This window comes from Klebsiella sp. 7-CIP_Kleb. (assembly GCF_050378655.1).
In the GTDB taxonomy this organism is placed as follows: domain Bacteria; phylum Pseudomonadota; class Gammaproteobacteria; order Enterobacterales; family Enterobacteriaceae; genus Klebsiella; species Klebsiella quasipneumoniae.
In genome coordinates, this window is sequence record NZ_JBNRLJ010000002.1 from 804752 (window position 1) to 830167 (window position 25416).

Here is a 25416-nt window from a genome sequence, read left to right on the forward strand (position 1 = left end):
ACGGGCGTGCAGCAGGGCCGATTCCCGCTGAAATCGGCTAACCGGAGGTCGGCAGATAAGGCGGGGCTCACGCCCAAACGCAACGTGAACGCAAAACCCCCCCTCACCCTCCCCCTCTCCCTAAGGGAGAGGGGACCGCCCGGTAGTCGTTGCAGCCTGGAGTATCCCCGTTACCGACCGGTAGCGCCGCGCTTACCCCCGCCGATGCGCCCACTCGCGCATACGCTGAAACAGCACATACAGCGAAGGAATAAACAGGATGCCAACCATCGTCGCCACCAGCATTCCGCTGAACACCGTGGTGCCGATGATCCGCCGGCTCTGCGCCCCGGCGCCGGTGGCGAGCATCATCGGCATGATGCCGATAATAAACGACACCGCGGTCATCATCACCGCGCGGAAGCGGCGGGTGGCGCCCTCGCGCGCGGCGTCGACTATCGACAATCCCTCTTCGCGCCGGCTGCGGGCAAACTCAACGATCAGAATCGCATTCTTCGCCGCCAGGGCGATCAGCAGCACCAGTCCTATCTGGACATACACATCGTTGGCATAGCCCGCCGTCCACAGCCAGAGCAGTGCTCCGCCGATGGCGAACAGCACCGAAAGCATGACGCTCGCCGGCAGCGTCCAGCTCTCATACTGCGCCACCAGGAACAGCCACGCCATCGCCACCGCCGCCAGCACGATCCACACCGCCTGATTGCCGGTCTGCTGCTCCTGCCAGGAGATGCCGCTCCAGGCGTAGTCATACCCCGGCGGTAGATGGGCCTGCAGAATCTGCTCCATGGCCGCCATCGCCGTACGGCTGCTGACCCCCTCGGCCGCTGAACCGCTCACCGACACGGACGGGAACTGGTTGTACTGCTGAATAAACGGCGCCCCCACCGTCGGCGTAATGGTGACCAGATTGCTCAGCCGCACCCGCTCGCCGTCGCGGCTGCGGACGTACAGCTCGCTAATCTGCTCAGCCCGCTCGCGCCACTGCATCTCATTTTGCATCACCACATGATAGACACGGTTGTTAAGGCTGAAATCGCCGGCGCGCGTGCCGCCGAACGCCGTCTGCAGGCTGCTGAAGATCTGCGCCACCGGCACATCCAGCAGCGCCGCCCGGTCGCGGTCGACCGTCAGGGTCAGCTGCGGCACGTTGCTGCTCCAGGTGGTAAACACCCGGCTCAGCTGCGGATGCTGGTTCGCCAGTTGAAGGATCTCCCGCGTCACCTGCTCCAGCTCCGCCGACGACTGACCGGCCTGCGCCAGGATGCGCAGGTCAAATCCCGAGGCATTGCCCAGGCCCGGCAGGGTCGGCGGCGCGAAGGTCATGATCGTCGCCTCCGGCAGCGACAGCAGCTGGCGCTGGATATCCGCCATCACCGTATCCAGCGGCGGCCGCTGATGCCAGTCCTTGAGCATCACCGAGATAAACCCGCCGTTAGCGGCGCTGGTGCCGTTGAGAATGTTAAAGCCGGACACCTGAATCACATCCTCCACCGCCGGGTTAGCCATCAGCAGCTTGCGCGCCTGGGCCATCACCGCTTCGGTACGCTCCAGCGACGCCGCCTCCGGCAGCTGCACGCTGGCAAACAGGTAACCCTGATCTTCCTGCGGCAGGAAGCCTTTCGGCATTGAGCTAAAGCTGAACGCCACCAGCGCGCCCGCCGCGACCGTCGCCGCCAGCGCCAGCCAGGGGCGGCGGTTCATCCAGCCAACCAGCCGGCCATAGCCGTCGCGGGTGCCGTCGAGGAGACGGTTAAACGCCCGCCACACCGCCGCCGGCCGGGCGGGACGCGGGCGCAGCAGTAGCGCGCAGAGGGCTGGGGTTAGGGTTAACGCCACCAGGCTCGACAGGGCCACCGCGGTGGAGAGCGTCACGGCAAACTGCCGGTACAGCTCGCCGACGATCCCCGGGAGCAGCGCCACCGGCACAAACACCGCCAGCAGCACCAGGGTCGTAGCGATCACCGGCCCGGCGATCTGCCGCAGCGCCTGGGCGGTGGCCTGCAGGCGATCCAGCCCTTCCGCCATTTTGGTTTCCACATTCTCCACCACCACAATGGCGTCATCCACCACCATCGTCAGGGCGAGAATGATCGCGAACAGGCTGAGGGTGTTGGCGCTGTAGCCCAGCAGATAGAGCACCGCAAAGGTGCCGATCAGTGACACAGGGATTGCCAGCACTACGATCAGCGTCGCCCGCCAGCTCTGCAGGAACAGCGACACCACCACGACCACCGCCAGCAGGGTCAGCGCCAGCGAGACGCCGATCTCTTTGATCGTCGCCGCCACAAAGCGGGTGGTATCGAACTTCACCTCCCAGGTGAGATCCGCCGGAAAGCGGGTGTGCAGGCGGTTAAGCTCAGCGCGCACTGCGCTGGCGACCTGCAGGGCATTGGCGGTGGGCGTCGGGTAGATACCCAGATAGGCCGACGCTTTACCGTTCAGCTGCGCGCCGGAGCTGTAGCTGCGGGCGCCCAGCTCAATGGTCGCCACGTCAGCGAGGCGAACCAACTGCCCCTGCGCGCCGCGGCGGAGGATAATCTCGCCAAAGCTGGCCGCCTCGTTCAGACGCCCCAGCCCGTTGATGGTCAGCGTCTGCTGCTGACCGTTGAATACCGGCGGGGTGCCCACCTGCCCCGCCGCGCCCTGCACATTCTGCTCGCGCAGCGCCTGGGCAACGTCATCCGTGGTGATGTTGAGGGCGTTCATGCGGTCCGGACGCAGCCAGATGCGCATACTGTAATCCCGGGCGCCAAACATCTGCACCTCGCCGACGCCGGGCAGGCGCGCCAGCGCCTCGCGTACCTGGGTGCTGGCGTAGTTACTGACAAACAGCGGCGACAGCGTGCCCAGCGGCGAATAAAGGCTTACCCCCATCAGCAGGTTGCTGGCGCGCTTGCGTACCTGGACCCCATTCTGCTGCACCTCCGCCGGGAGCTGCGCCAGCGCCTGCGACACCCGGTTTTGCACGTCGATCGCCGCCAGGTCGGCATCGGTGCCCGCCGCGAAGGTAATACTCAGGCGGTACGTTCCCTCATCCGAGCTGGTGGACTCCATATACAGCATATGATCGACGCCGTTGAGCTGGGTCTCCAGCGGGGCGGCGATAGCCTCCGCCACGTCTGACGCGCTGGCGCCTGGCCAGCTGGCGGTAACGTTCACCACCGGAGGCGTGATCGCCGGGTACTGCTCCACCGGGATCAGCTTCAGCGACACCGCGCCGACAAAGGTCAGCAGCAGCGCGATCACCATGGCAAATCGCGGACGACGGATAAAAAAGGTCAGCATCCCTTCTCCTTACTTAGTTCAGCACCTGTACCGCGGCGCCTTCGCGCAACCGCTGCGCGCCGTCGGTGATCACCTGCTCGCCCGCCTGCAGCCCTTTCTCAACCGCAAACTGCTGCCCCTGCTGCCCCGCGAGGGTCAGACGACGCTGCCCGGCGGTATGGTCCGGCTTCAGCACCCAGCTGAAAAAGCCCTGCGGATCCTGCTGCACGGCGGCGGCCGGGATCATCACCCGTGACTGCAGCTCCTGCGGACGGAACAGGATTGTTACGCTGCCGCCCGGCAGCAGACGGTGCTGCGGATTGGCGAACTCCGCCCGCACCGCTACGCTGCCGGTGCGGGCGTCGATCCGGTTATCGATGGAGGTCAGCACCCCGTCGCGCCGTTTGCCATCCACGTCAATCTGCGCCAGCCACGCCTGTTTCAGAGCGTGGATGTCGGCATGCTGGCCGGTTTTGCTGAAAAACGCGGCTTCGTCGAGGGCGAACGAGACCCGCACCGGATCCAGCTGCACAATGTCCACTAACACTCCGCTGGATGGGTTAATCAGCGTCCCGACGTGAAAGGCGCTGTGACCCACCCGTCCGGTCACCGGCGCCGCAATCCGGGTATAACTGAGCACAATCTGCTGGGCCTCGACGCGGGCTTTCGCCTGCTGCACGGCAGCGGCGGCGACGTCGCGCTGCATCCGAGCTGTGTCGACGTCGTTGCGGCTGATGGAGTGGTTGTTGATGAGTCGCTCGTAGCGAGTGAGCAGCTGTTGCGACTGGCGTAATGAGGCCTCTGCGCTTTTCAGCTCGGCCTGCGCCAGGGCCAGCGCCGCGCGGGGCTGTGCGTCGTCGAGGGTAAACAGCAGGTCGCCCTCGGTCACATACTGCCCGTCCTGGAAGTGGCGCTGAACAATCACCCCTTCGGTGCGCGCGCGAATGTCGACGGCGCGGATTGCCTCGACCCGTCCGGGGATGGCGCGTTCTTCAGCATGAGGAGCCAGTTCGGCCGTGGCGACGCGGACCGGCACCGCCGGCGCGGCGGTGGCCGTCAGGGCGCTGCTGGCCAGGGCGCTAGCCAGCAGCGCAAAGCGGAAGGTTTTAATCATAGGGGATCCTTGCGACAGTAACGCGCGCCTGCGGCGAGGCGCGCGAGATCGATCAGGCCGTTTTGCGGAACCGGCGCGTCAGACGCTTCTCGATTTCCACCACCAGGAACATGGCGATGCCGATGACCAGGGTGACAAACCAGTAGCGCAGCGGCAGCGCTTCCGTGCCAAACATGTTCTGCATCAGCGGGACATAGATAATCACCAGCTGCATCAGCAGCAGGACACCGGTCACCAGCCAGATGCCTTTGTTGCGCAGCAGGCCCATGCTCAGGGAGAAGCTGTCGCTGCTGCGGCAGTTGATCATGTAGACCCACTGCGCCGTCACCAGCATCTGCAGCAGCACGGTGCGGATAAACTCCGGACTGTGACCGCGCGGTGCCAGCCAGGCCTCAAGGATAAAGGCGGCAATAGCAATCATAGACCCGACGAAAGCCACCCGCCACACGGCGAAACCATCCATCACGTGCTGGCCGGTTTTACGCGGCGGGCGGTTCATCACGTTGCGCTCCGCGGCCTCAAAGGCCAGGCCGAAGGAGAGCGTCGCCGACGTCGCCATGTTCATCCACAGGATCAGCACCGGGGTCAGCGGAATCATGTTCCCCGCCAGCAGGGCGATGATGATCAGCAGTCCCTGCGCCAGGTTGGTCGGCATGATGAAGAGGATGGTCTTCTTCAGGTTGTCATAGACCCGGCGCCCCTCTTTCACCGAGCTGGCGATGGTCGCGAAGTTGTCATCGGTCAACACCATATCGGCCGCCTCTTTGGTGACCTCGGTCCCTTTGATACCCATCGCGATACCCACGTCGGCCTGGCGCAGCGCCGGCGCGTCGTTGACGCCGTCGCCGGTCATGCCGACCACTTCGCCGTTATCCTGCAGGGCTTTCACCAGGCGCAGCTTATGCTCCGGACTGGTGCGGGCAAAGATGTCGTACTCCACCGCCGCCTTCGCCAGCGCCGCATCGTCCATGTGCTCCAGCTGGTAGCCGGTCATGGCCTGGCTGCTGTTGGTGATCCCCAGCATCTGGCCGATGCTCATCGCCGTCTGCGGGTGGTCGCCGGTGATCATCTTCACGCGGATGCCGGCGGTCTGGCAGGCGTGGATAGCGTCAATAGCTTCCGGACGCGGCGGATCCATCATTCCGGCGATGCCGAGGAAAATCAGTCCCTCCTGCAGATCCTCATGGTTCAACGTGGTAGCATCAAGGCTGGCCGGCTTACAGGCCGCCGCCACCATGCGCAGCCCCTGACGGGCGAAGCGCGCCATCTCCTCTTCCCAGTACTGCGCCTCGAACGGCACCGCGCCCTGGCGGCTCATCTGCTCACGGCACATGCCGAAGATGACGTCCGGCGCACCGGTGATTAACACCCGGGCATCGCCATCGATGTGCTGCAGCGTGGACATATATTTGTACTGCGAGTCAAAGGGGATCTTGGCCACCAGACGGGCCTCCACCGCCGGGAGCTGCGCTTTCGCCGCCAGCACCTTCAGCGCCCCTTCGGTTGGCCCGCCGGTGATCCCCCACAGGCCGCGCTCATCCTGGATAAGCTGGCTGTCGTTGCACAGGTCGATGGTGCGCAGCCAGGTCTCCAGCACGGTACCCGGCTGAACCTGCACGGGCTCATCGCTCCCCTCAAGGAAGATCCGCCCCTGCGGCTCATAGCTGTCGCCTTCCACCCGGTAGCAGCAGTCGGCGGTGATGATCGCCTTGACGGTCATTTCGTTCATCGTCAGGGTGCCGGTTTTATCCGAGCAGACCACGGTCATGGCGCCGAGGGTTTCCACGGTCGGCAGCTTACGGATAATCGCCCGCTTGCGCGCCATCGTCTGCACGCCGAGCGACAGAATAATTGAGATGATCGCCGGCAGTCCTTCCGGTACCGCGGCCACCGCCAGGCTAATCAGCGACAGCAGCAGCTCGCCCATCGCGATATCCCGCAGCGCGAGGCTGAAGATAAACAGCGCCACCATCATGGCGAGGATAATGACGAAAATCGCTTTGCCGAGCTTATCCATTTGCACCAGCAGCGGGGTGCGGTGCTTCTCAATGCCCGCCATCATCTGGTTAATGTGGCCGAGTTCGGTCTGCGCGCCGGTGGCGGTCACCACGCCGACGCCGCCGCCGGCGCTGACGGTGGTCCCGGAGAAGACCATGTTCACCCGGTCGCCCAACGGCAGGTCGCCTTCCAGCGCGTCGGTGATTTTATCCACCACCGTCGACTCGCCGGTGAGGATCGCCTCTTCCACCCGCAGGTTGTGCGTTTCAATCAGCCGCATGTCCGCCGGCACGCGGTCGCCGGCGCGCAGGATAACGATATCTCCCGGAACCAGGTCGCGCGTCGGGATAGTCTCATGTTTGCCGTTACGCTGGACGCGGGCATCGCTGGAGAGCATGTTGCGGATCCCCTGCAGGGACTTTTCGGCGTTGCTCTCCTGGATATGGCCGATCAGGGCGTTAATCACCGTCACGCCGAGGATCACCAGGGTATCGACCCAGTGCCCCATGATGGCGGTCAGCGCCGCGGCGGCCAGCAGCACGTAAATCAGTACGTCGTTAAAGTGGGCAAGAAAGCGCAGCCAGGCCGGTTTCCCTTTCTTTTCCGGCAGCGCGTTCGGCCCACAGCTATTCAGGCGCTCGGCGGCGTCTGCGGAACTTAACCCAGCGGCCTGGCTTTTGGTCTGCGCCAGCACTGCGTCAACGGTCTGCTGCCAGACCTGCCGTGGCGCGGTGTCGCCCGAGGGCGTCGTAAACTTTGGGTTATTCATCTTGGTCAAATTACATTTTCCTTATAAATTCCGTGAGTCGGAAAGCCTGAAATCATTCCTGGCCAATGCAGTAAAAGGTGGCGAAAAAGCCGATAAAAATGTGAACCAATACAAGCCTAAATTTTTCGCAAAATAAAAAATATGTGGTAAGTTAATTCCACGAGCCAACTATTACAGAATATTAATAAACCAAAACTAAACGAGGTTAAATATGTTTGGAATCTACCGCGGACGCCGTCTGGCGCTGTACATCCTGCTGGCCATCATCGCTGCCACGCTGGTGGGATATAGCACTTATAGTTTTGTAAAAGCGCTGGCATAATAATGACAGTAATTTACAGGAGACTGATTTTAATTTAATTACAAATTATTTCAGATTAATTAACATGGGAATAAAAGGCAGGCCATAATATTAAACAGAGGCGCATTAAGGCGAGTAAAATACAAAGCATATTGCGTTAGGGATTATTTTGCCGGACAATATGTTTTTTAACTGATGATTAACATGACATGAAACATCCGCTGGAAACGCTCCTCTCCGCCGCCGGGATCCTGCTCCTGGCTCTGCTCTCCTGTCTGCTGTTGCCCGCGCCGTCGCTGGGCCTGACGCTGGCGCAAAAGCTGGTTGAGACATTCCATATGATGGATCTCAACCAGCTTTATACGGTGTTGTTTTGTTTGTGGTTCTTAGCACTGGGCGCCATTGAGTATCTGGTGCTGCGCTGGGTGTGGCGTCGCTGGTTTTCGCTCGAACGCTAAACCAGGAAGGGCGCGCCTCAGTGGGCGCGACTGTGGTTCTCTTTACGGTAGGCGCCCGGCGGCAGATTGAAGGTCCGGGTGAAGACGCGGGTAAAGGTCTGTTGCGAATCGAAGCCATACTTCAGGCAGATATCGTAGACCCGCTGATCGGTGTCACGCAGATCGCGGGCGGCCAGCAGCAGCTTCCTTTCGCGAATATAGCGCCCCAGGCTCTCCCCTTTATACTGTAAAAACAGCCGTTGCAGATGCCATTTCGAATACCCGGCATGGCGAGCGATATCATCAATACGCAGCGGTTGATGCAGGTTATCATCAATCCACTCGACGATAGTATCAATCACCTGAGCGGAAATCGTCATATGCTCTCTCCTCTGATACTGCACTGGCGCTTAGCGCCACCAGGCGTTAAATGATTGCGTCTTATCGGCGACCCACACCGGCTCGCCCTGCACAGGCGTCAGCAGACGCCAGGCCCTTCCTTCGCTGGCAGCCGCCAGCCGTTGATACGGTTCATCCCAGCTGTGTTTCGCCAAAACGAATCGTCCTGCATGCCCAGGCAGCACCGCGCGAGCGCGCAGGTCGTCGGCGGCCTGAGCTGTTTCATCCGGCATCATGTGAATATATTTCCAGTCCTGGTCATACTGCCCGTTCTCCATGATCGCCAGATCGACCGGACCAAATTCATCGCCTATCGCTTTAAAGTGCGGCCCATAGCCGCTGTCGCCGCTGTAATAAATCTTTTGCTGCGGGGTAACGAACAGAAAACTGGCCCACAGCGTCTGGTTGCGCTTCAGCCCACGGCCGGAAAAGTGCCGCGCCGGCAGGACGTGGACGATGAGCTCGTCGTTAACCGGAATCGCCTGCTGCCAGTCCGCTTCGGTAATCAGCGCCCCGTCCATCCCCCAGTAACGCAGATGCGAGCCAACCCCCAGCGGCGTAATGACCCGCTTAATTTTCGGCAGCAGAGCGCGGATGGTGGCGTAATCCAGATGGTCGTAATGATCGTGGGAGATGATCAGCAGATCGATCTCCGGCATCCCTTCCGCCCGCCACGGATAGTCGCCGGGGAAAGCTTTATTAATAAAGGAGAACGGCGCCGCGTAATCGCTGAACACCGGGTCGATCAGGATGCGTTTTCCCGCCAGCTGCAGATACCAGGAGGAGTGGCCGAGCCAGACCATCACGTCCTGCCCGAGGGGCAGCGTCGCCAGATCGGTCTTCACCAGCGGCAGCGGCTGCGCGGGACGGGCGTTTTCCCGTTTGGTCATCAGGAAATCCCACCATGCCGCCAGCATATTTTTTTGCCCGGTGAACCCCGGCGTGGGCAGCTGGTTATGGAACTGGCCATCCCGGTAGTGGGGGGACGCTTCCACCTGGCTAAGCTGTGCCCCCTGCGGCGCCTTACCAAAACCGGCATTGAGGACAAACGGCAATGTCGTTGCTGCTGCGAGTAACATGATGGCGACCACGCTGAAAGTGACACGGTTCATATCCTGACCAGACAAAAGCCCCCATCCCGGAGGCTTTATGATATAACTTGATTATGAGTGAGTACGCACTCATTATTAGGAATGTGATGAAAGTCGTCAAGACGATTTTCAATTTTTGCGTTCCGCCGTTGCAGCAACCAGGTCAGACGTGCAAAGATCGGCGGTTTGTTTAAACCTGCGTGAGGAAAAAAGTAGTGGCTCGTCCAAAGAGTGAAGATAAAAAGCAAGCGTTACTGGAAGCTGCCACCGCGGCTTTCGCCCAGTCCGGCATCGCCGCCTCGACGTCGGCCATCGCCCGCAGCGCCGGTGTGGCCGAGGGGACGCTGTTTCGCTATTTCGCTACCAAGGATGAGTTGCTCAACGAACTGTACCTCGCCATTAAGCTGCGCCTGGTGCGCACCATGATCGCCGGGCTGGATCCGGACGAGAAGCGCCCGAAAGAGAATGCGCGCAATATCTGGAACAGCTATATCGACTGGGGCGTGCGCAACCCGATGGAGCACAAGGCGATCCGCCGTATGGCGCTCAGCGAGCGCATCACTGACGAAACCCGCCGCCAGGTGAAAGAGAGCTTTCCGGAGCTCAACGAAATGTGCCAGCTGTCGGTGAAAGAGATATTCCTCAGCGAGGCGTATCGCGCCTTTGGCGACGCCCTGTTTTTGTCGCTGGCGGAAACCACCATCGAATTCGCCAGCCACGATCCGCAGCGCGCCCGGGAGATTATCGCCCTCGGTTTTGAAGCCATGTGGAACGCCCTGCATGAGGCGGACGCCTAATGACGCCGGAAACACTGCATCCCTGCGCTCACCGTATCGCCCTGACCTACCCGTTTACCGAACACTGCTGGCCCTTTGGGCCGGAGTACGATGTGTTTAAGGTCGACGGCCGCATCTTTATGATCACCATGACCATTCGCGGGCGGGCGCTGGTCAACCTGAAGGCCGAGCCGCAGAAGTCGCTGCTCAATCAGGAAATTTATCGCAGTATCGAACCCGGCTACCATATGAACAAGAAACACTGGATCACGGTGGTGCCGGGCGACGACATCAGCGAGGATCTGCTGGCCGAGCTGATTGACGATTCGTGGCACCAGGTGGTGAACAAGCTGAGCAAAAAGGCGCAGCAGCGCCTGCGTCCGCGCTGATTTTCAGCCAAACGCGATAAGTGTTATCGCATTTTTCACCCTTATCATTTTGCGATCTTCGCTGTACTCTTCCTCTCCTGAACGCACCGGTAAGGTGCTGTAAACTGTGAGGAAGAGTTATGGATATCGTATCGGTCGCTTTGAAGCGCTATTCCACCAAGGCCTTTGACGCCACGAAAAAGCTGACTGCCGGGGAAGCGGAACAGCTGAAAACGCTGCTGCAGTACAGCCCGTCAAGCACCAACTCCCAGCCGTGGCACTTTATCGTTGCCAGCACCGATGAAGGCAAAGCCCGCGTGGCGAAAGCCGCCAGCGGTACCTACGTGTTCAACGAACGTAAAATTCTTGACGCCTCGCACGTGGTGGTGTTCTGCGCGAAAACCGCGATGGACGACGCCTGGCTGCAGCGCGTCGTGGATCAGGAAGAGGCCGATGGCCGTTTCGCCACTCCTGACGCAAAAGCCGCTAACCACAAGGGTCGCACCTTCTTTGCCGATATGCACCGCAAAGAGCTGAAAGATGACGATCAGTGGATGGCGAAGCAGGTGTATCTCAACGTGGGCAATTTCCTGCTGGGCGTAGCGGCGATGGGCCTCGACGCCGTGCCGATCGAAGGGGTTGATTTTGCGATCCTCGATGAGGAGTTTGACCTGAAAGCCAAGGGCTACACCAGCCTGGTGGTGGTCCCGGTTGGCCACCATAGCGTGGAGGATTTCAACGCTACCCTGCCGAAGTCGCGTCTGCCGCAGTCGACGACCATTACCGAGATTTAATTCCCTTCTGCCGGGAACGCCCGGGCCATGGCGCAGCAGCGTCTCGCCCGGGACTTTCTTCCCCCACTCTTTCCCCTCTTTTTCTGCCGTTTGTGCCAGGTTTCTGGCGCTAATGAGCCCGCTTGTGCCAGGAATAACGCCTTTAGTGTGAACCAGCTGGTTTAATTAATTGATAAATAATATTTTTTATTTCTGGCACGCCCTTTGCTCTTAACAGATACCGCTATCTGGATGAAGGAGAAACCGGGTGAAACATATCTATGTGGCCAGCCACGGCCATTTTGCTCGCGGACTGGTGAACAGTTTGTCGCTGCTGATTGGCGATGAACACGGCGTTATCCCGGTCTGCGCCTATGACGAAGATATCGTGACCACCGAACAGCTGGAGCAAACCCTGGAGCATCTCATCGTCCAGGCGAATGGTGATGAAGTGGTGATCTTCACCGACCTGCTTGGCGGCAGTATTAACAATAGCGCCGTGAGCGTCTTGATGCGGCATCGCAACGTTTTCGTGGTCGCCGGCATCAATCTGACTCTGCTGCTGGAGTTTCTGCTGTGCGAAGAAGCCACTACCGAGGCCGCGATTATCTACGCCACCAGCGCGGCGCGTGAATCCATTGTTTTCATCAATCCTCTAATAACACAACCATCCTCTGACCCACAGGGAGAATCTCATGATTAAACTCGTGCGCATTGATTATCGGCTGCTGCACGGCCAGGTGGTTTTTGCCTGGACCCGAGCGCTGGATATCGACCATATCATCGTCGCCAACGCCAAAGCCGCGGCGGATGCCTTCATTACGATGTCGCTTAACCTGGCAAAGCCAGCGGGCGTCACGCTGGACATCGCCACCGTTGAACAAGCGGCGGAAAAGCTTAACAGCGGCAAGTTGGATCATAAAAAAGTCATGGTGGTCCTTGGCAATACTGCGGAAACCCTCGCGCTAGTGGAAAAAATCCCGGAAATTAGCGCAATTAATTACGGTGGTCTGCCACAGAAGGAAGGGGCAAGACAATTCGGCAAGGCCATCTATCTGACCGACGAGGAAATCGCCCATAGCAGAGCGCTAAAAGAAAAAGGCATTCGGCTGGAGATGCGTCAGGTACCCGCCCACTCGGCTGAACTCCTTAACGACCAACTTTAACTTCGGAGGTCACTATGTTGCTCACCGCAACGTTACTCGGCCTGATCGCCGCTCTGGGGATACTTGATGGCCGCCTGCTTGGGGTATCAATGATCGATCGACCGCTGGTGATGTGCGCCCTCACCGGTCTGGTCTGCGGTAATTTGCATGAGGGGATTCTGATTGGCGCTACGCTGGAGCTTATTTTCCTCGGCAACGTCGCCATCGGCGCCGCGCACCCGCCAGATATCGTGACCGGCTCCGTATTGGCCACCGCGTTTTCGATCATGTCCGGCCGCGGTCCGGAGGCTGCGCTCACCATCGCCATCCCTGTCTCAATGCTGGCGCAGACGCTGGGCATCCTGGTGCGCGTGGTGAACGCCCGCTTTGGTCATCTGGCGGATCGCTATGCGGCACAGGGTAATACCCGAATGGTCGGCCTGATGCACCTCGCCGGTCCGACGCTACTCTATTTTTTAAACGGATTTCTACCGGTTTTTTTTGCCATTCTGCTTGGTTCTTCGGCGGTAAGCTGGTTCCTGGAGGCCATTCCACCGGTGATAACCAACGGATTGATCGTCGCCAGTAAGATCCTGCCAGCGCTCGGCTTCGCCCTGCTGATCAGCATGATGCTCAGCAGCAAACTGATGCCGTATCTCGGTCTGGGATTTCTGATAGCGGCATATACCAAACTGGATATCATCGCCATTGCGCTGTTCGCTGTGGTGTTGGCATTTATCATCAGCCAGTTCCTTAATCTTAAGCAGCAGGAGAGCTAATCATGAGCGAAATGACGCAAACTGTGACTGGCGCTAACCAGCCGCAAAGCGATGACGCAAGCCGCATCACCGCCCGCGATTTACGCAGCGTGTTCTGGCGCTCCTTTACGCTACAGGGCTCGTGGAACTACGAGCGCCAGCAGCATATGGGCTACGCCTTTGCCATGTCGCCAGCCCTGAAGCGTATCTATCAGGACCCAACGGAGCTGGGGCGCGCCCTGCAGCGTCATCTGGTGCTGTTTAACACCACGCCCCATCTCTCGACCTTTATCTTCGGCCTGTCGATTGCCATGGAAGAAGAGAACCAGCGTAACCCCGAATTTAATGAGGAGTCGATAAACGCGATTAAAACCAGCCTGATGGGACCGCTGGCGGGCATCGGCGACTCCATTTTCTGGGGATCATTAAAGGTTATCGCCGCCGGGATGGGTATCTATTTCGCCCAGCAGGGCAGCCTGCTGGGACCGATACTGGCGCTGTTAGTTTATAACCTGCCGCATCTTTTGTGCCGCTGGTATGGCCTGAAGCTCGGCTACCGGGCGGGTACGACCTGGCTGATGAGAATTTACCAAAGCGGCCTTATGGACCGGGTGACCTATATCGCATCAATTGTTGGCCTCATGGTCGTCGGCGCGATGACCGCCAGCATGATAGATATCACCACCCCGCTCAGCTTTACCGCCGGGCAGACCACCATGAAGGCGCAGGAGTTTATTGACAAAATTCTTCCTTCGCTGCTGCCGCTGCTTTTCACCCTCGGGATGTACAAGTTGATCCGTAAGGGAGTCAATATTAACTGGATCCTGCTAGGAACCGTCGCGTTTGGCATGGCGGCCAGCGCGCTAGGCCTGCTTTAAGAAGAGGAATATCACCCATGCACGTAGAAGACTATATGAATGAAACACCCGCCCGTTTGCTCGCTATGCTGACGCAGACGCGGGAAGATCTCTGGCAGGCGGCGAAAGCGCTAACGGAGCGCGGCATCACGCGTATTATCCTGACCGGCTCCGGTACCTCTTATCACGGCGCGCTGACCGCCCGCTCGTTTATGCAGCAGTGGTGCGGGCTACCCGTTGATGTCTACTGGCCTTTTCTGCTGGATGATTCGGCGCTGACCCTCAGCGACAAAGCGCTGGTCATCGGCATTTCTCAGGGAGGCGGCAGCCTCTCTACCCTCGCCGCAATGGAACGCGCCCGGGCAGCCGGGCATCTCACCGCTTCCATGGCCGGGGAAGCGCCAGCCGTTATCGACCGGGCGGCAGATTTGGTCTTAACAGTACCCTGTGGAGAAGAGCGGGCTGGCGCTAAAACCAAAGGGTATCACTGCACCATACTTAATCTGATGCTGCTGGCGCTTGCTGTCGCCAGTCGCCAGCGGCGCCTGAGCGATGAGGAGCGCAAAGCGCTACTCATCCGCATGGATAACACGTTTAATCATTTGCCGACGCTCATTGCGGCCTCGCAGGCGTGGGTTCTCAATCATGCCCGACCGCTTATCGACAGCGCGGACATTCGCCTGACCGGTCCGGCAAGGCTGTTTGGCACCGTTCAGGAAGGTGCGCTAAAGATGCTTGAAACGCTACGCTGTCCGGTTGCCGGTTACGAATTTGAGGAGTTCATCCACGGGATCTATAACGCCTTCGACGAGCGCTCTACCCTGATCATGCTCGATCCGTTTCCCGATGAACGTCAGGATCGCCTGGCGGAAATACTTGGCGGCTGGACTCAGCATATTTATCGCATTGGTCCACAAGTCGAAAATAACGGCAAAAATATGCCCTTCGCATTTATTAACGATCCAGACTTTGCGGTCTTTGAATATATCATTCCGTTACAAATGGTTTGTGCCCGACTGCCACCAGTGAAGGGCATCGATCCCGCGATACCGAAGGATCCGCAGTTCCACCAGAAAATGAAAAGTAAACAACCCAATTAATTGACGCATAGTAAAAGTTATCCGCTATTCAGCGGAGGACCCGTTACATCTCAAGGAGACCAATATGTCTATAGCTCATAAAAACGCACATACTATTATTCGCGATATTTTATCTAAGCAGTACATTGAGCGCGTATGGTTTGTTGGCTGCGGTGGTTCATTAACCGGTTTCTGGCCGGGGAAATATTTTCTCGATTGTGAAGCTAAAAAGCTGGCCGTCGGCTATGTTACCAGTAATGAATTTGTCCACGCGACGCCGAACGCGTTAGGTAAAAACAGCGTAGTGATCCTCGCCTCGCAGCAGGGCAACACCGCTGAAACGGTGGAAGCCGCCCGCATCGCGCGTCAGAAAGGCGCCGCCACTATTGGACTGGTATATACCCCCGGCACGCCGCTGTGCGAACACAGCGATTACACTATTGAATACTGCTGGGCGCGCTATCCCGAAACCGTCGATCCGACGCAGCAAAAAGCGGCATACAGCCTGTGGCTGGCGCTGGAAGTGCTTGCGCAAACTGAGGGATACGCCCATTACGATGAGATGGTCAGCGCCTTTGCCAGTTTTGAATCCGTGGTACGCGGCGCTCAGCAGCAGGTTCAGGCGGATGCGCGCCATTTTGCCGAAGCCTGGAAGAGCGAAAAGGTCATCTACATGATGGGCAGCGGCCCCTCATTCGGCGCCGCGCATCAGGAATCCATCTGTATTCTGCTGGAGATGCAGTGGATTAACTCCGCGTGCATCCATAGCGGCGAGTATTTCCACGGTCCCTTTGAGATTACCGAAGCGGGAACGCCGTTTATTTTATTAAAAAGCAGCGGCCGCACACGCCCGCTGGATGACCGCGCGATCCGCTTTATCGAACGTTACCAGGGAAAACTGCAGATTATTGACGTGGAAAAGGTGGGAATCGACACACTGCACGCCAGCGTGCGCGAATATTTCTGCGGCCTGCTGCACAACTGCGTACTGGATGTTTACAACCTGGCGCTGGCCACAGCCCGCAACCACCCGCTGACCACCCGCCGCTATATGTGGAAAGTCGAATATTGATTCGCTAACCGCCTGCCAGCCCCGGCGTAATTCTCCGGGGCTGCGTTGAGAATTACCAGCTAAAATCTTCAATACGTAATTCAAAAATATCGTGAATATAGCCAATTTCCGCTACCGGTAGCGCCACGTTATAGAGTATTTTCAGGCGCTGGAACGAGTGATTCACCATGGCAATAAATTCGCCATGCTGGCGGGTAAATTGCTCAAGATCTTTATAATGGCTAATTTCATTACGCATTACCAGACGCTCAATCATACAGCTGAGATGCACATATAAACTGATAATTAAGTTATTATTAAAATGAAAACCAAGCGTATTTTGCCACTCAGCGATAATGGTTTCGATATGCCCCATGGTTTTTCCGGCATTCAGTATCGTCAGAGAGTTGACAACGTTATGCAGCGAAAACTCACGAACCATATTTTTATTAATCAGCGCAATTTGCTTTTCATTAAGATAGCCACTTAAGAGCTGACTCAGATGTCGATGCCCCTGCTCGCCAAGTAGTTCCTCAATGCCAACCCAGGGCACTCCGGCCAGCTGCGGGTCGTGGGTACCCACGACCGCAATAACTTCATACTGGTGGAGCAACGATACCGCCGTACGACTGTTTTTTAAGCGCGTATACTCGCAGGCGATGATGTTAATATCAAAATCGTTGAGCAGGCTCTTCTCCATCAGATTTTTAAATTTAAATGCGGTACCGATACCTGTAATACAGGTCACCAGCAGCGCACGCTCTTTTTTTTCTGCGGGCCAGAACACATCCCAACGCGACTGATTAAGCGGCACGATCTCTTCGGCGATTTGTTCGATGTTTTTTCCCAGCGCGATCTCGCTGGCAACGTTCAGCGCCATGCGGGTCGTGACGTTATCCACCACCACCAGCGGGCCGTGAATCACCGACAAAAGCGCATCGGCAATCTCCTTGGTGTAGCCCATATCAATAAGCACCATCACACCCGCACGCGTGTCCGTATGCTGGAGATAATCAACCACGGCGCGACTGACATCGTTAAACGCCACCTCCATCGGCATATCCATGGCCTGGTAGATCTTTTCGCCAATCAGGCGGTTGGCAACGCCGGCAATGCTGCTGGCGGTCGAATAACCGTGGGCGATTATCAGCGCTTTCACTTTTCCGCCGCTGGTCGCATCAATCGCATTGCTGACGATAGCGGCAACCGCCAGGCGGTCAAGCGTATCGATGAGCAGATCGTATTTATTATTGACGACATCCAGTAGTTTCTCCGCGATACGCTGCGCCAGCCCCGCCGAGGAGTCCAGCCAGCGCTGCATCACCAGACGCACGGGCTCAGCAACGCTACGCGGCGCCAGAGGGAGGCTGGTGAGGTAGCGGCCGGTAAGATAAGCGAATTCGACATTTAGCTGAAGGTCATAATTGACAGCGATTGCTTTGCCCACATCTTCAATAAAGCGCAGCCGTTTGTCCTGCAGAGAGACCGTACTCTCCTGATTCATCAGCGCATCAAGATAGAGCGTCACGTTCTGATAAATAAGCTTTTCAAAGGTCCGCACGCTAATATTATCCTGAGCCAACTCCTCGCACAGGCTACAAATATTTTCCGTTAGCCGTTGGTATTCATGGTGACGACCAGAAAAAAGAGGCTGCGCGTCGCCATCGCGGTAAATCATAACCCGCTCGCTATTTTGCTGAAGGGAAAAAGGCGCATCCGCCAGTAATCGGTCGGGCAGCAAACCCGCTTTTATGTGTAAAAGACCGCTATCACGTTCGCCAAATGTCCAGGCGCTGGCGCAAATATTGCGAATCAAATTTTCCAGCCCACCGACATTTCCTTCAAGCGTTTCACGCATGAGCTGGCTGACGATTTCGCCATCCAGCGCCAGATCGTGGTTCAAACGCTGGGCTTCACGGCGGAAAAAGTGGTGGATAAACGCCAGCCGCTCGAATTGGCCGCGTTCAGCGATCGGCAGAATTTTTACAATGACCGGAATACGGCGAATAAAGGTCGCCAGGAAATGTTTTTCCAGATCCTCGGTTGAAGCAAAAATTAGCCGCACCGTGGCGCTGCGCTCATCGGTGCTCTCCCCCAGCCGGCGCCAGCTACCGTTATCCATAAAATGAAACAGCTTTTCCTGACCTTCGGGCGGCAGCCGATGAACCTCATCGATAAACAACACCCCACCGTTGCTGGTCTCGATAAGACCAGGAACGGCTTTATCGGCGCCGGTAAAGGCCCCCTTCGCATGACCAAATAACTTCGAGGTCAGTAGTTCTGGATTATTCGCGTACTCGGCGCAGTTAAATACGGTAAAAGGCGCATCGGCAGGTAAAATGCCTTCATCTATTGCGTAGTGCCAGAGCTGGCGAGCTAGAAAACTTTTCCCAGTGCCAGTAGGGCCCCGCAGCAGCAGCGGCAGACCTGCGCCAGGGTAGCTGATGGCAGCCTTGCACTGGCGCAATGCTTCCTGCAGGCTGCCCTGCGCGCCAATCAGCTGCGCCAGACTATCCTGACGCTCCGCGCACAGCGCCTGAATGGAGGCGTATTCGCCGTGCCGAACCGCCAGGCGGTGATGATCGCGCAGAACGGTAACGGGTAAAAACAGCACCGGGCGACCATTCACTTTGACCACCCGCTGCTCGCGATGGAGATTATTCAGATGATGGCTGATGATGCTGCGTTTTTGCTTCAAGCTATCGGCAATGGCCATAGCGTTAAACTCGCCCAGCGCTTCCGCCGTCAGCGCTCGCCCGGCGATCCGTTGTTCTAGCTGGCGAAAAATCGACTCCTTGTTCATCTCGCTCCCCTGTCAAAAGCGTAAAATTCGCTTATACGACAATTCGCGCAGGACGTCGCTGCCGTCAGCCACACTTCTTTAAAAGCGCTTAATTTTTCATGGCTTAACGTTCCCCGCGTGCCAGATGCGCTCGGCATAACGGCCAATCACCGCCAGCGAGACGGCAAGGATCAGGAAAAACAGCACCTTGTGCATCCCGTTCCAGAAAAACTCAAAGAAGCGGGTATAGAGATTGATCGCCAGGAAGGTTAACCCAAAGCCGCGCAGCATGGCGTCATCGGTTTTCAGGCTGATAAAAATGCAGACGCCGGCCGCCGCGGCAAACAGCAGCCCCCACGGCAGGAGTCGCGCCTGGCTTACGTTGTACCAGCTGTCAGCGTCGTAATTGCCGAAAATCGACAGGATCCACAGCGCAATAAACAGGTACGTGAGGCCCATCGCCTTGCTGACGGTAAACAGCTGACGCTGGCGAAGCAAGGACTGCGCGCCGTAGCAGAGCGCCAGCAGCGCGCCGCCGAACAGGACGAAGCGAATCGGGTAGTTCATGCCCAGCCAGTAGGCGCCCCACCCCGAGACATAGCCGGTTTCTGCGCCAAACCAGTTGCCCAGCGCCAGCAGAAAAAAAAGCCACACCAGCCCGGAGCGGGCTACATAGCCGATAGCGCCGTAAATCATGCATCCGGCCAGAAACAGCGGCGCGATATGGCCGCTGCCGTTATCCAGCCGTTCACCCAACTGCCATAGCGCCAACGCGGTAAAGACGACGCCCAGAAACAAAATCGCCTCGGTGCTGTAGTGCCACTGCGTCTCCCGCTGCTGGCGGCGAAAACCCCAGCCGTAGCAGGCGACTGCCAGCAGTGCAGGCAGCAGGATCCGCGTCAGCGCCGAGTGGCTGAACAGGCTCAGCAGCCACGCCACCAGTTCGCTGTCGGCAAACAGACTGCCCAGAGCAATCAGCACGCAGGCCAGCGCGGTCCAGAAGGCATAGCGGCTCAGGCGCCGCCAGTCGAAGGGGGAGACGCGCAGCGTGTGCGCCAGCCGCTGACTGTCCGCCGGGGTTAACTCCCCGCTGGCCTGCCAGGCATTCAGCGCGCGCTGAATAATGCGCTGCTCTTTTCGGGTTACGTTCATAGGCATTCCTTGAGACTGATGACAAACCTGTTTTCGCTAATATGCTCGCCTTTTTGCCGGGTGGCGGCGTACGCCTTACCCGGCCTACAAACCCAAATCACCGCGGGTCCTGGGGCTGCTGAAACTGCCGGTGCTGGCGGCCTCAACATCGTTGAGACGTTCCCGGCAGGCCGGGGCAGCCCGCATGGATGCGGGCTGAGGGCCGTGTTTTGCATGGACGCTGCCTCGGCCCGACCCGAAGCCTGCAGGGATAAGTCGAAGGCACCACGAAGTGGCGATGTTGCTGGCCGGAGCCCGGGGGTACAGGGGGCGGCGGCGACTGGCCGCCCCCTGTGCGCTCCCTGCGTCATGAGAGATATAACGCAGAAGACTAACCGGGAGCGCAATGTGCGCTGAAGTCGCAGATAACATAAAAGACTTCCCTGCAGTGCTTTCCCTCACCCTGCCCCTCTCCCGGAGGGAGAGGGAACCGTCCAGCAGCCCGGCCGGGCAATACCCGAAGATGGCACATTCTCAACCATCTGAGTCCTTGTCATGAATGTTGGTCCAGCCACGTCAGCGCCTGCTCGCCCGCCTCGTCCATCGGCAGGTAGACCAGCAGACGCGAACCATTGCGCGGCGCCGAATACCAGTACATCTGCTGCAGGCTGAATCGCCCGAGCTGCGGGTGGTTAAAATGTTTAATCTGGTTTTCCACGCCGCGCACCTCGTAGCGCTGATGCCACAGCGCTTCAAACTCCGACGAGGCGGCGAAAAAGCGCGCCAGTTTGTTTTCCCATGCCGGATCGCCACGGTGCCCGGCCATCGCGGCGCGGAAATAGGAGACAAAAGTCGGCAGCACATCGCGATTTTCAATCCGGCTGCGCCAGGTCTCATGGGTCAGATACAGATAAATGCAGTTGCGATCTTCTTCCGCAAGGGTGGCGAAATCGACACCCATCAGGCGGCAGAAGCTGTCGTTCCAGGCCACAATATCAAAGTTCGGTTTTTGAATGCTGGCCGGCTGCGGCATCAGGCTGTCCAGCATGCGGCGGGTGCCGGGGCTGATGCCTTCGCACGCCGTCACCTGGGTGGCTTCCGGCGGGGTCAGCCCGGCGAGCACGAACAGATGCCGGGTCTCCAGCGGACTGCACTGCAGGGCATTCGCCACCCCCACCAGCACTGCCTCCGACGGATTCACCTCCCGCCCCTGCTCCAGCCAGGTGTACCAGGTAACGCCGACGTCGGCGAGCATCGCCACCTCTTCCCGGCGCAGACCCGGCGTGCGTCGGCGGCCCACCCGGGGTAACCCCAGGCGCTGCGGATCGAGGCTTTCACGGCGGGCGCGCAGAAACGCCCCCAGCTGTTTGCGCCGATCGTCCGGCACGGCGAACGTCGACTCCCGTTGCGGCATCGTGGTCATCACCCCTCCAGCATGGTAGTTCCAGTACCAGTATAGACAGGAACTGGTACCCGTTTAATTTATCGGTAATGCTACGTCGGTCTGCTGAATGACGCAATGGAGATTCCCATGAAAACGTCTGCTGTTTCACCCGGCCGCGCCGGTCTGTTGCTGCTGCTGGGCGGCCAGATGCTGCCGCTTATTGATACCTCGATCACCAATGTGGCGCTGGACGCCATCACCCATACCCTGGCGGCCAGCGCCACGCAGCTGGAACTTATCGTCGCGCTCTACGGTGTCGCCTTTGCCGTCTGCCTGGCGATGGGCAGTAAGCTTGGCGATAACTATGGCCGCCGGCGCCTGTTTATGTGGGGCGTCGCGCTCTTTGGCATTGCTTCCCTGCTGTGCGGCATAGCAAACAGCATCAGCGCCCTGCTGGCCGCCCGCACTCTGCAGGGCGCCGGGGCGGCGCTGATTGTGCCGCAGATCCTCGCCACCCTGCACGTCACCCTCAAAGGCCCGGCCCACGCCCGGGCTATCAGCCTGTACGGCGGGATCGGCGGGATCGCCTTTATTGTCGGACAGATGGGCGGCGGCTGGCTGGTATCGGCGGACATCGCCGGACTGGGCTGGCGCAACGCCTTTTTTATCAATGTGCCGATCTGCCTGCTGGTGCTGGCCCTGAGCCGCCGCTATGTGCCGGAAACCCGTCGTGAGACGCCGTCGCGGATTGACTGGCAGGGCACGCTGTACCTCGCCCTCATCCTCTGCTGCCTGCTGTTCCCGATGGCCCTCGGTCCGGAGCTGCGCTGGCCGCTGTGGCTGCAGCTGATGCTGGTGGCGGTCCTGCCGCTGCTGTTCGCCATGCGTCAGAGCGCCCTGCGCCAGCAGCAGCGTGGCGATCATCCCCTGCTGCCGCCGCGTCTGCTGCAGTTGACCAGCATCCGCTTCGGGATGGCCATCGCCCTGCTGTTTTTCAGCGCCTGGTCCGGCTTTATGTTCTGCATGGCGCTGACCATGCAGGAGGGGCTGGGGATGGCGCCGTGGCAGTCCGGCAATAGCTTTATCGCCCTCGGCGTGGCCTATTTTATTTCGGCGCTGTATGCCCCGCGGCTTATCGCCCGCTACAGCATGGGGCGGATCCTGCTGACCGGTCTGGCGGTGCAGATCGCCGGTCTACTGCTGCTGTGCGCCACCTTCTCCCGCTTCGGGATCGCCACCACCGCCCTGACGCTGGTCCCCGCCACGGCGCTGATCGGCTACGGCCAGGCGCTGATCGTCAACAGCTTTTACCGGATTGGCATGCGCGATATCAGCGCCAGCGACGCCGGGGCCGGGAGCGCCATCCTCAGTACCCTGCAGCAGGCGACTCTCGGCCTTGGGCCGGCTATCCTCGGCTCGCTGTTCCTGGCGCTGGCCCGTCGCGGCGGCGGAAACTATCCGCAGGCGCTGATTGATTTTCTGCTGGTCGAGGTGGCTATGATGCTATTGCTGGGGGCCATCGCGCTGTGGCTGCGTCATCATCTCAACCGACAGCCGGCGACGGTAGCGTCGTAATACCGGCGGCGGTGATTTGCATAATCGTTATCCAGCGGTCATCATACCCGCTGGATATTCAGGAGACGTTATGCAGGAATTAATATCGCAAATTGCCGCCTTAGGAATCGAAATAACTCCCACCCGCTCGCTGATGATTATCTTCGGCATTATCTTGTTCACCGCCGTCGTCGTGCATCTGATATTGCACAAAGTGGTGCTGCGCGCTTTTGAAAAACGGGCATTGGCCAGCAGCCACCTGTGGCTGCAAATCATCACGCAGAATAAACTCTTTCACCGACTGGCCTTTACCCTGCAGGGGATCATCGTCAACGTGCAGGCGGTGCTGTGGCTGCAAAAAGGCAGCGAGGCCGCAGAAATATTAACCACCGTGGCTCAGCTATGGGTGATGATATATGCCATGCTGTCCTTCTTCTCGCTGCTGGATGTGATCTTAAAGCTGGCGCAGAAATTTCCCGCCGCCTCTCAGCTGCCGCTGAAGGGGATATTCCAGGGAATTAAGCTGGTGACGGCGATTATTATCGGCATCCTGATTATTTCCCTGCTGATAGGCCAGTCGCCAGCGATCCTGATTAGCGGGCTCGGCGCCATGGCCGCGGTGCTCATGCTGGTATTTAAAGATCCGATCCTTGGCCTGGTGGCCGGTATCCAGCTCTCGGCCAACGATATGCTCAAGCTTGGCGACTGGCTGGAGATGCCGAAATACGGCGCCGACGGCGCGGTGATCGATATCGGCCTCACTACGGTCAAGGTACGTAACTGGGATAATACCATCACCACCATTCCGACCTGGTCGCTGGTCTCCGACTCGTTTAAAAACTGGAGCGGCATGTCGGCCTCCGGCGGCCGCCGCATTAAGCGCAGCCTCAACATCGACACCACCAGCATTCATTTCCTCGATGAACAGGAGCAGCAGCGCTTGATCCGGGCGAAGTTGCTTAAACCCTATATGGATTCGCGCCACGAGGAGATTAGCGCCTGGAACCAGCAGTATGCCGGGGAACAGTCGGTTCTCAATGAGCGGCGAATGACCAATGTCGGCACCTTCCGCGCCTATCTGCAGGAGTATTTACGTCATCATCCGCGCATCCGCCAGGATATGACCCTGATGGTGCGCCAGCTGGCGCCGGATGCCAACGGCTTGCCGATCGAGATCTATTGCTTCACCAACACCGTGGTGTGGGCGGAATATGAGGGGATCCAGGCGGATATTTTCGATCATGTCTTCGCCGTGGTGGAGGAGTTTGGCTTACGCATTCATCAGACGCCCACCGGCAACGACATTCGCGCGCTGGCGGGCGCCTTCTCCCGCTGACCTCAGGCGCTGGCGCGGGCTATCACGCGCCAGTCCATCATCACCCGCTCAACGGCAGCGTCGGGATCGTCGATGCGTTTCATTAACAGATCCACCGCCGTGCGGCCGATTGCCCGGGAGGGCTGTTCGACGGTGGTCAGCTGCGGGGAGACCACTTCCGCCAGCTCGGTGCCGTCGAAGCCGATCACCGCGATATCCTCCGGCACCCGTAGTCCAGCCTGGTCAATTGCCCGCAGCGCCCCGGCGGCAAGGGAGTCCGAAACGGCAAACACCGCGTCGGGCTTTTCGTCTTGCGACAGCAGCTGCTCCATCGCCCGTTTACCGGCCGCCGCGCTAAGATCCTGCGCGTAGGTCACCTGCTGATACGCCAGGCCGTGCACGTGCAGCACGCTTTTATAGCCGCGCTCGCGCAGGCGGGCGTAGCGATAGCTGAGGTCGTGATTAATGAGCGCGATGCGACGGCGGCCGCCGTCGGCCAGCCGGGACACCGCCCCCTGGGCCGCCTCGACGTCGTTAATCCCGACGCAGGAGATGCTGCCGGTGTCGGCATACTCCGCGCACTGCACCCAGGGCGCATCACCAATCATGGTGGTCAGTTCCGGCAGGCTGGAGAGCGCGTTCATGGTAATAATGCCGTCGACCATTTTGCCGGAGAGCAGCTGCAGGCCCGAGGTCGAGCGGGCCAGATCCGACCCGGAATTACACAGCAAAATGCGGTAGCCGTTCTTCTCCGCCTCTTCTTCTATCCCTTTCACCACCTCGGCGCAAAAAGGGTTAGCGATATTGGAGACCATCACCAGGATCATATTGCTGCGGGCGGTTCGCAGCTGACGCGCCAGCAGGTTCGGCTGATAGTTGCTCTCTTTGATCGCCTGCAGCACGCGCTCACGGTTTTTGGCTTTTACCGTATCGCTGTTGTTCAGCACCCGCGACACCGTGGCCACCGAGACGCCGGCCAGACGAGCAATTTTCTGAATAGACATAAACCCTGCACTTCCTGCGATAGAGGTGGATCCTGCAGGCTATCATAAATGAGCTCTGGTTGGCCT

General features: G+C 59.0%; 21 protein-coding genes. 12 read left to right on the plus strand and 9 right to left on the minus strand.

Annotated features, from left to right (window positions below; genetic code table 11):
- Nucleotides 1-192: 192 nt before the first annotated feature.
- From ACQUTI_RS11480 to ACQUTI_RS11490, 3 genes are read right to left on the minus strand one after another with little or no spacing between them, the layout of a single operon-like run.
- Nucleotides 193-3285, minus strand: coding sequence for an efflux RND transporter permease subunit (locus ACQUTI_RS11480; RefSeq protein WP_017899016.1), 3093 nt, complete (start codon nucleotides 3283-3285; stop codon nucleotides 193-195).
- A gap of 13 nt (nucleotides 3286-3298) precedes the next feature.
- Nucleotides 3299-4378: an efflux RND transporter periplasmic adaptor subunit gene (locus ACQUTI_RS11485; RefSeq protein WP_004202498.1), complete on the minus strand. Its 1080-nt coding sequence runs from the start codon at nucleotides 4376-4378 to the stop codon at nucleotides 3299-3301.
- Nucleotides 4379-4430: 52 nt separating this feature from the next.
- Nucleotides 4431-7154, minus strand: coding sequence for a cation-transporting P-type ATPase (locus ACQUTI_RS11490; RefSeq protein WP_162994623.1), 2724 nt, complete (start codon nucleotides 7152-7154; stop codon nucleotides 4431-4433).
- A 501-nt stretch (nucleotides 7155-7655) separates the two neighbouring features.
- On the opposite strand from ACQUTI_RS11490, the gene ACQUTI_RS11495 reads away from it, so the two are divergent.
- Complete coding sequence (locus ACQUTI_RS11495) at nucleotides 7656-7904, plus strand: DUF1158 domain-containing protein (RefSeq protein WP_002893037.1); 249 nt, start codon at nucleotides 7656-7658, stop codon at nucleotides 7902-7904.
- A 17-nt stretch (nucleotides 7905-7921) separates the two neighbouring features.
- Here the strand turns inward: ACQUTI_RS11495 and ACQUTI_RS11500 are convergent, their stop codons facing one another.
- Both ACQUTI_RS11500 and ACQUTI_RS11505 read right to left on the minus strand, forming a co-directional pair.
- On the minus strand, nucleotides 7922-8263 hold the full coding sequence (locus tag ACQUTI_RS11500; protein ID WP_004202492.1) for a RamA family antibiotic efflux transcriptional regulator: 342 nt from the start codon (nucleotides 8261-8263) through the stop codon (nucleotides 7922-7924).
- A 30-nt stretch (nucleotides 8264-8293) separates the two neighbouring features.
- The gene (locus ACQUTI_RS11505) at nucleotides 8294-9409 is read right to left on the minus strand and encodes an MBL fold metallo-hydrolase (RefSeq protein ID WP_074440955.1); all 1116 of its coding nucleotides are present in this window, start codon (nucleotides 9407-9409) and stop codon (nucleotides 8294-8296) included.
- Between the two features lie 179 nt (nucleotides 9410-9588).
- Here ACQUTI_RS11505 and ACQUTI_RS11510 point away from each other — a divergent pair, with 179 nt between their 5' ends.
- The 9 genes from ACQUTI_RS11510 (at nucleotide 9589) to ACQUTI_RS11550 (ending at nucleotide 16201) form a co-directional block, all read left to right on the plus strand.
- A complete protein-coding gene (locus ACQUTI_RS11510; protein ID WP_017899014.1) occupies nucleotides 9589-10170 on the plus strand; it encodes a TetR/AcrR family transcriptional regulator in 582 nt (193 codons plus the stop codon).
- Nucleotides 10170-10538: an MmcQ/YjbR family DNA-binding protein gene (locus tag ACQUTI_RS11515; RefSeq protein ID WP_004202487.1), complete on the plus strand. Its 369-nt coding sequence runs from the start codon at nucleotides 10170-10172 to the stop codon at nucleotides 10536-10538. Before ACQUTI_RS11510 ends, ACQUTI_RS11515 begins: the two co-directional genes overlap by 1 nt.
- Nucleotides 10539-10657: 119 nt before the next feature.
- The gene (gene nfsB / locus ACQUTI_RS11520) at nucleotides 10658-11311 is read left to right on the plus strand and encodes an oxygen-insensitive NAD(P)H nitroreductase (protein ID WP_004202485.1); all 654 of its coding nucleotides are present in this window, start codon (nucleotides 10658-10660) and stop codon (nucleotides 11309-11311) included.
- Nucleotides 11312-11558: 247 nt separating this feature from the next.
- Complete coding sequence (locus ACQUTI_RS11525; protein ID WP_002893017.1) at nucleotides 11559-11993, plus strand: PTS sugar transporter subunit IIA; 435 nt, start codon at nucleotides 11559-11561, stop codon at nucleotides 11991-11993.
- A complete protein-coding gene (locus ACQUTI_RS11530) occupies nucleotides 11986-12456 on the plus strand; it encodes a PTS sugar transporter subunit IIB (RefSeq protein WP_004202482.1) in 471 nt (156 codons plus the stop codon). Before ACQUTI_RS11525 ends, ACQUTI_RS11530 begins: the two co-directional genes overlap by 8 nt.
- Nucleotides 12457-12470: 14 nt before the next feature.
- Nucleotides 12471-13214 carry a PTS mannose/fructose/sorbose/N-acetylgalactosamine transporter subunit IIC gene (locus tag ACQUTI_RS11535; protein ID WP_004183295.1) on the plus strand — a complete coding sequence of 248 codons (744 nt, stop codon included), beginning with the start codon at nucleotides 12471-12473 and terminating at the stop codon, nucleotides 13212-13214.
- Between the two features lie 2 nt (nucleotides 13215-13216).
- Nucleotides 13217-14071, plus strand: a complete 855-nt coding sequence (locus ACQUTI_RS11540) for a PTS system mannose/fructose/sorbose family transporter subunit IID (protein ID WP_064188085.1) — start codon at nucleotides 13217-13219, stop codon at nucleotides 14069-14071.
- A gap of 17 nt (nucleotides 14072-14088) precedes the next feature.
- The gene (locus ACQUTI_RS11545) at nucleotides 14089-15150 is read left to right on the plus strand and encodes a glutamine--fructose-6-phosphate aminotransferase (RefSeq protein ID WP_065878482.1); all 1062 of its coding nucleotides are present in this window, start codon (nucleotides 14089-14091) and stop codon (nucleotides 15148-15150) included.
- Between the two features lie 64 nt (nucleotides 15151-15214).
- The gene (locus tag ACQUTI_RS11550; protein WP_065878480.1) at nucleotides 15215-16201 is read left to right on the plus strand and encodes an SIS domain-containing protein; all 987 of its coding nucleotides are present in this window, start codon (nucleotides 15215-15217) and stop codon (nucleotides 16199-16201) included.
- 52 nt (nucleotides 16202-16253) lie between these two features.
- Here the strand turns inward: ACQUTI_RS11550 and ACQUTI_RS11555 are convergent, their stop codons facing one another.
- From ACQUTI_RS11555 to ACQUTI_RS11565, 3 genes are all read right to left on the minus strand, one after another.
- Nucleotides 16254-18983, minus strand: coding sequence for a sigma 54-interacting transcriptional regulator (locus ACQUTI_RS11555; protein WP_008805532.1), 2730 nt, complete (start codon nucleotides 18981-18983; stop codon nucleotides 16254-16256).
- A 96-nt stretch (nucleotides 18984-19079) separates the two neighbouring features.
- Entirely contained in the window at nucleotides 19080-20114 is a 1035-nt protein-coding gene (locus tag ACQUTI_RS11560) for a hypothetical protein (protein ID WP_049004319.1), read from the minus strand.
- Nucleotides 20115-20646: 532 nt separating this feature from the next.
- Nucleotides 20647-21516, minus strand: coding sequence for a helix-turn-helix transcriptional regulator (locus tag ACQUTI_RS11565; protein WP_122542593.1), 870 nt, complete (start codon nucleotides 21514-21516; stop codon nucleotides 20647-20649).
- A 108-nt stretch (nucleotides 21517-21624) separates the two neighbouring features.
- Between ACQUTI_RS11565 and ACQUTI_RS11570 the strand changes: the two genes are divergently transcribed.
- Both ACQUTI_RS11570 and ACQUTI_RS11575 read left to right on the plus strand, forming a co-directional pair.
- Nucleotides 21625-23052, plus strand: coding sequence for an MFS transporter (locus tag ACQUTI_RS11570; protein WP_004202473.1), 1428 nt, complete (start codon nucleotides 21625-21627; stop codon nucleotides 23050-23052).
- 70 nt (nucleotides 23053-23122) lie between these two features.
- Nucleotides 23123-24367 carry a mechanosensitive ion channel family protein gene (locus ACQUTI_RS11575; protein ID WP_004202471.1) on the plus strand — a complete coding sequence of 415 codons (1245 nt, stop codon included), beginning with the start codon at nucleotides 23123-23125 and terminating at the stop codon, nucleotides 24365-24367.
- Between the two features lie 2 nt (nucleotides 24368-24369).
- Here the strand turns inward: ACQUTI_RS11575 and ACQUTI_RS11580 are convergent, their stop codons facing one another.
- Nucleotides 24370-25350: a LacI family DNA-binding transcriptional regulator gene (locus ACQUTI_RS11580; protein ID WP_017900840.1), complete on the minus strand. Its 981-nt coding sequence runs from the start codon at nucleotides 25348-25350 to the stop codon at nucleotides 24370-24372.
- Nucleotides 25351-25416: the final 66 nt, after the last annotated feature.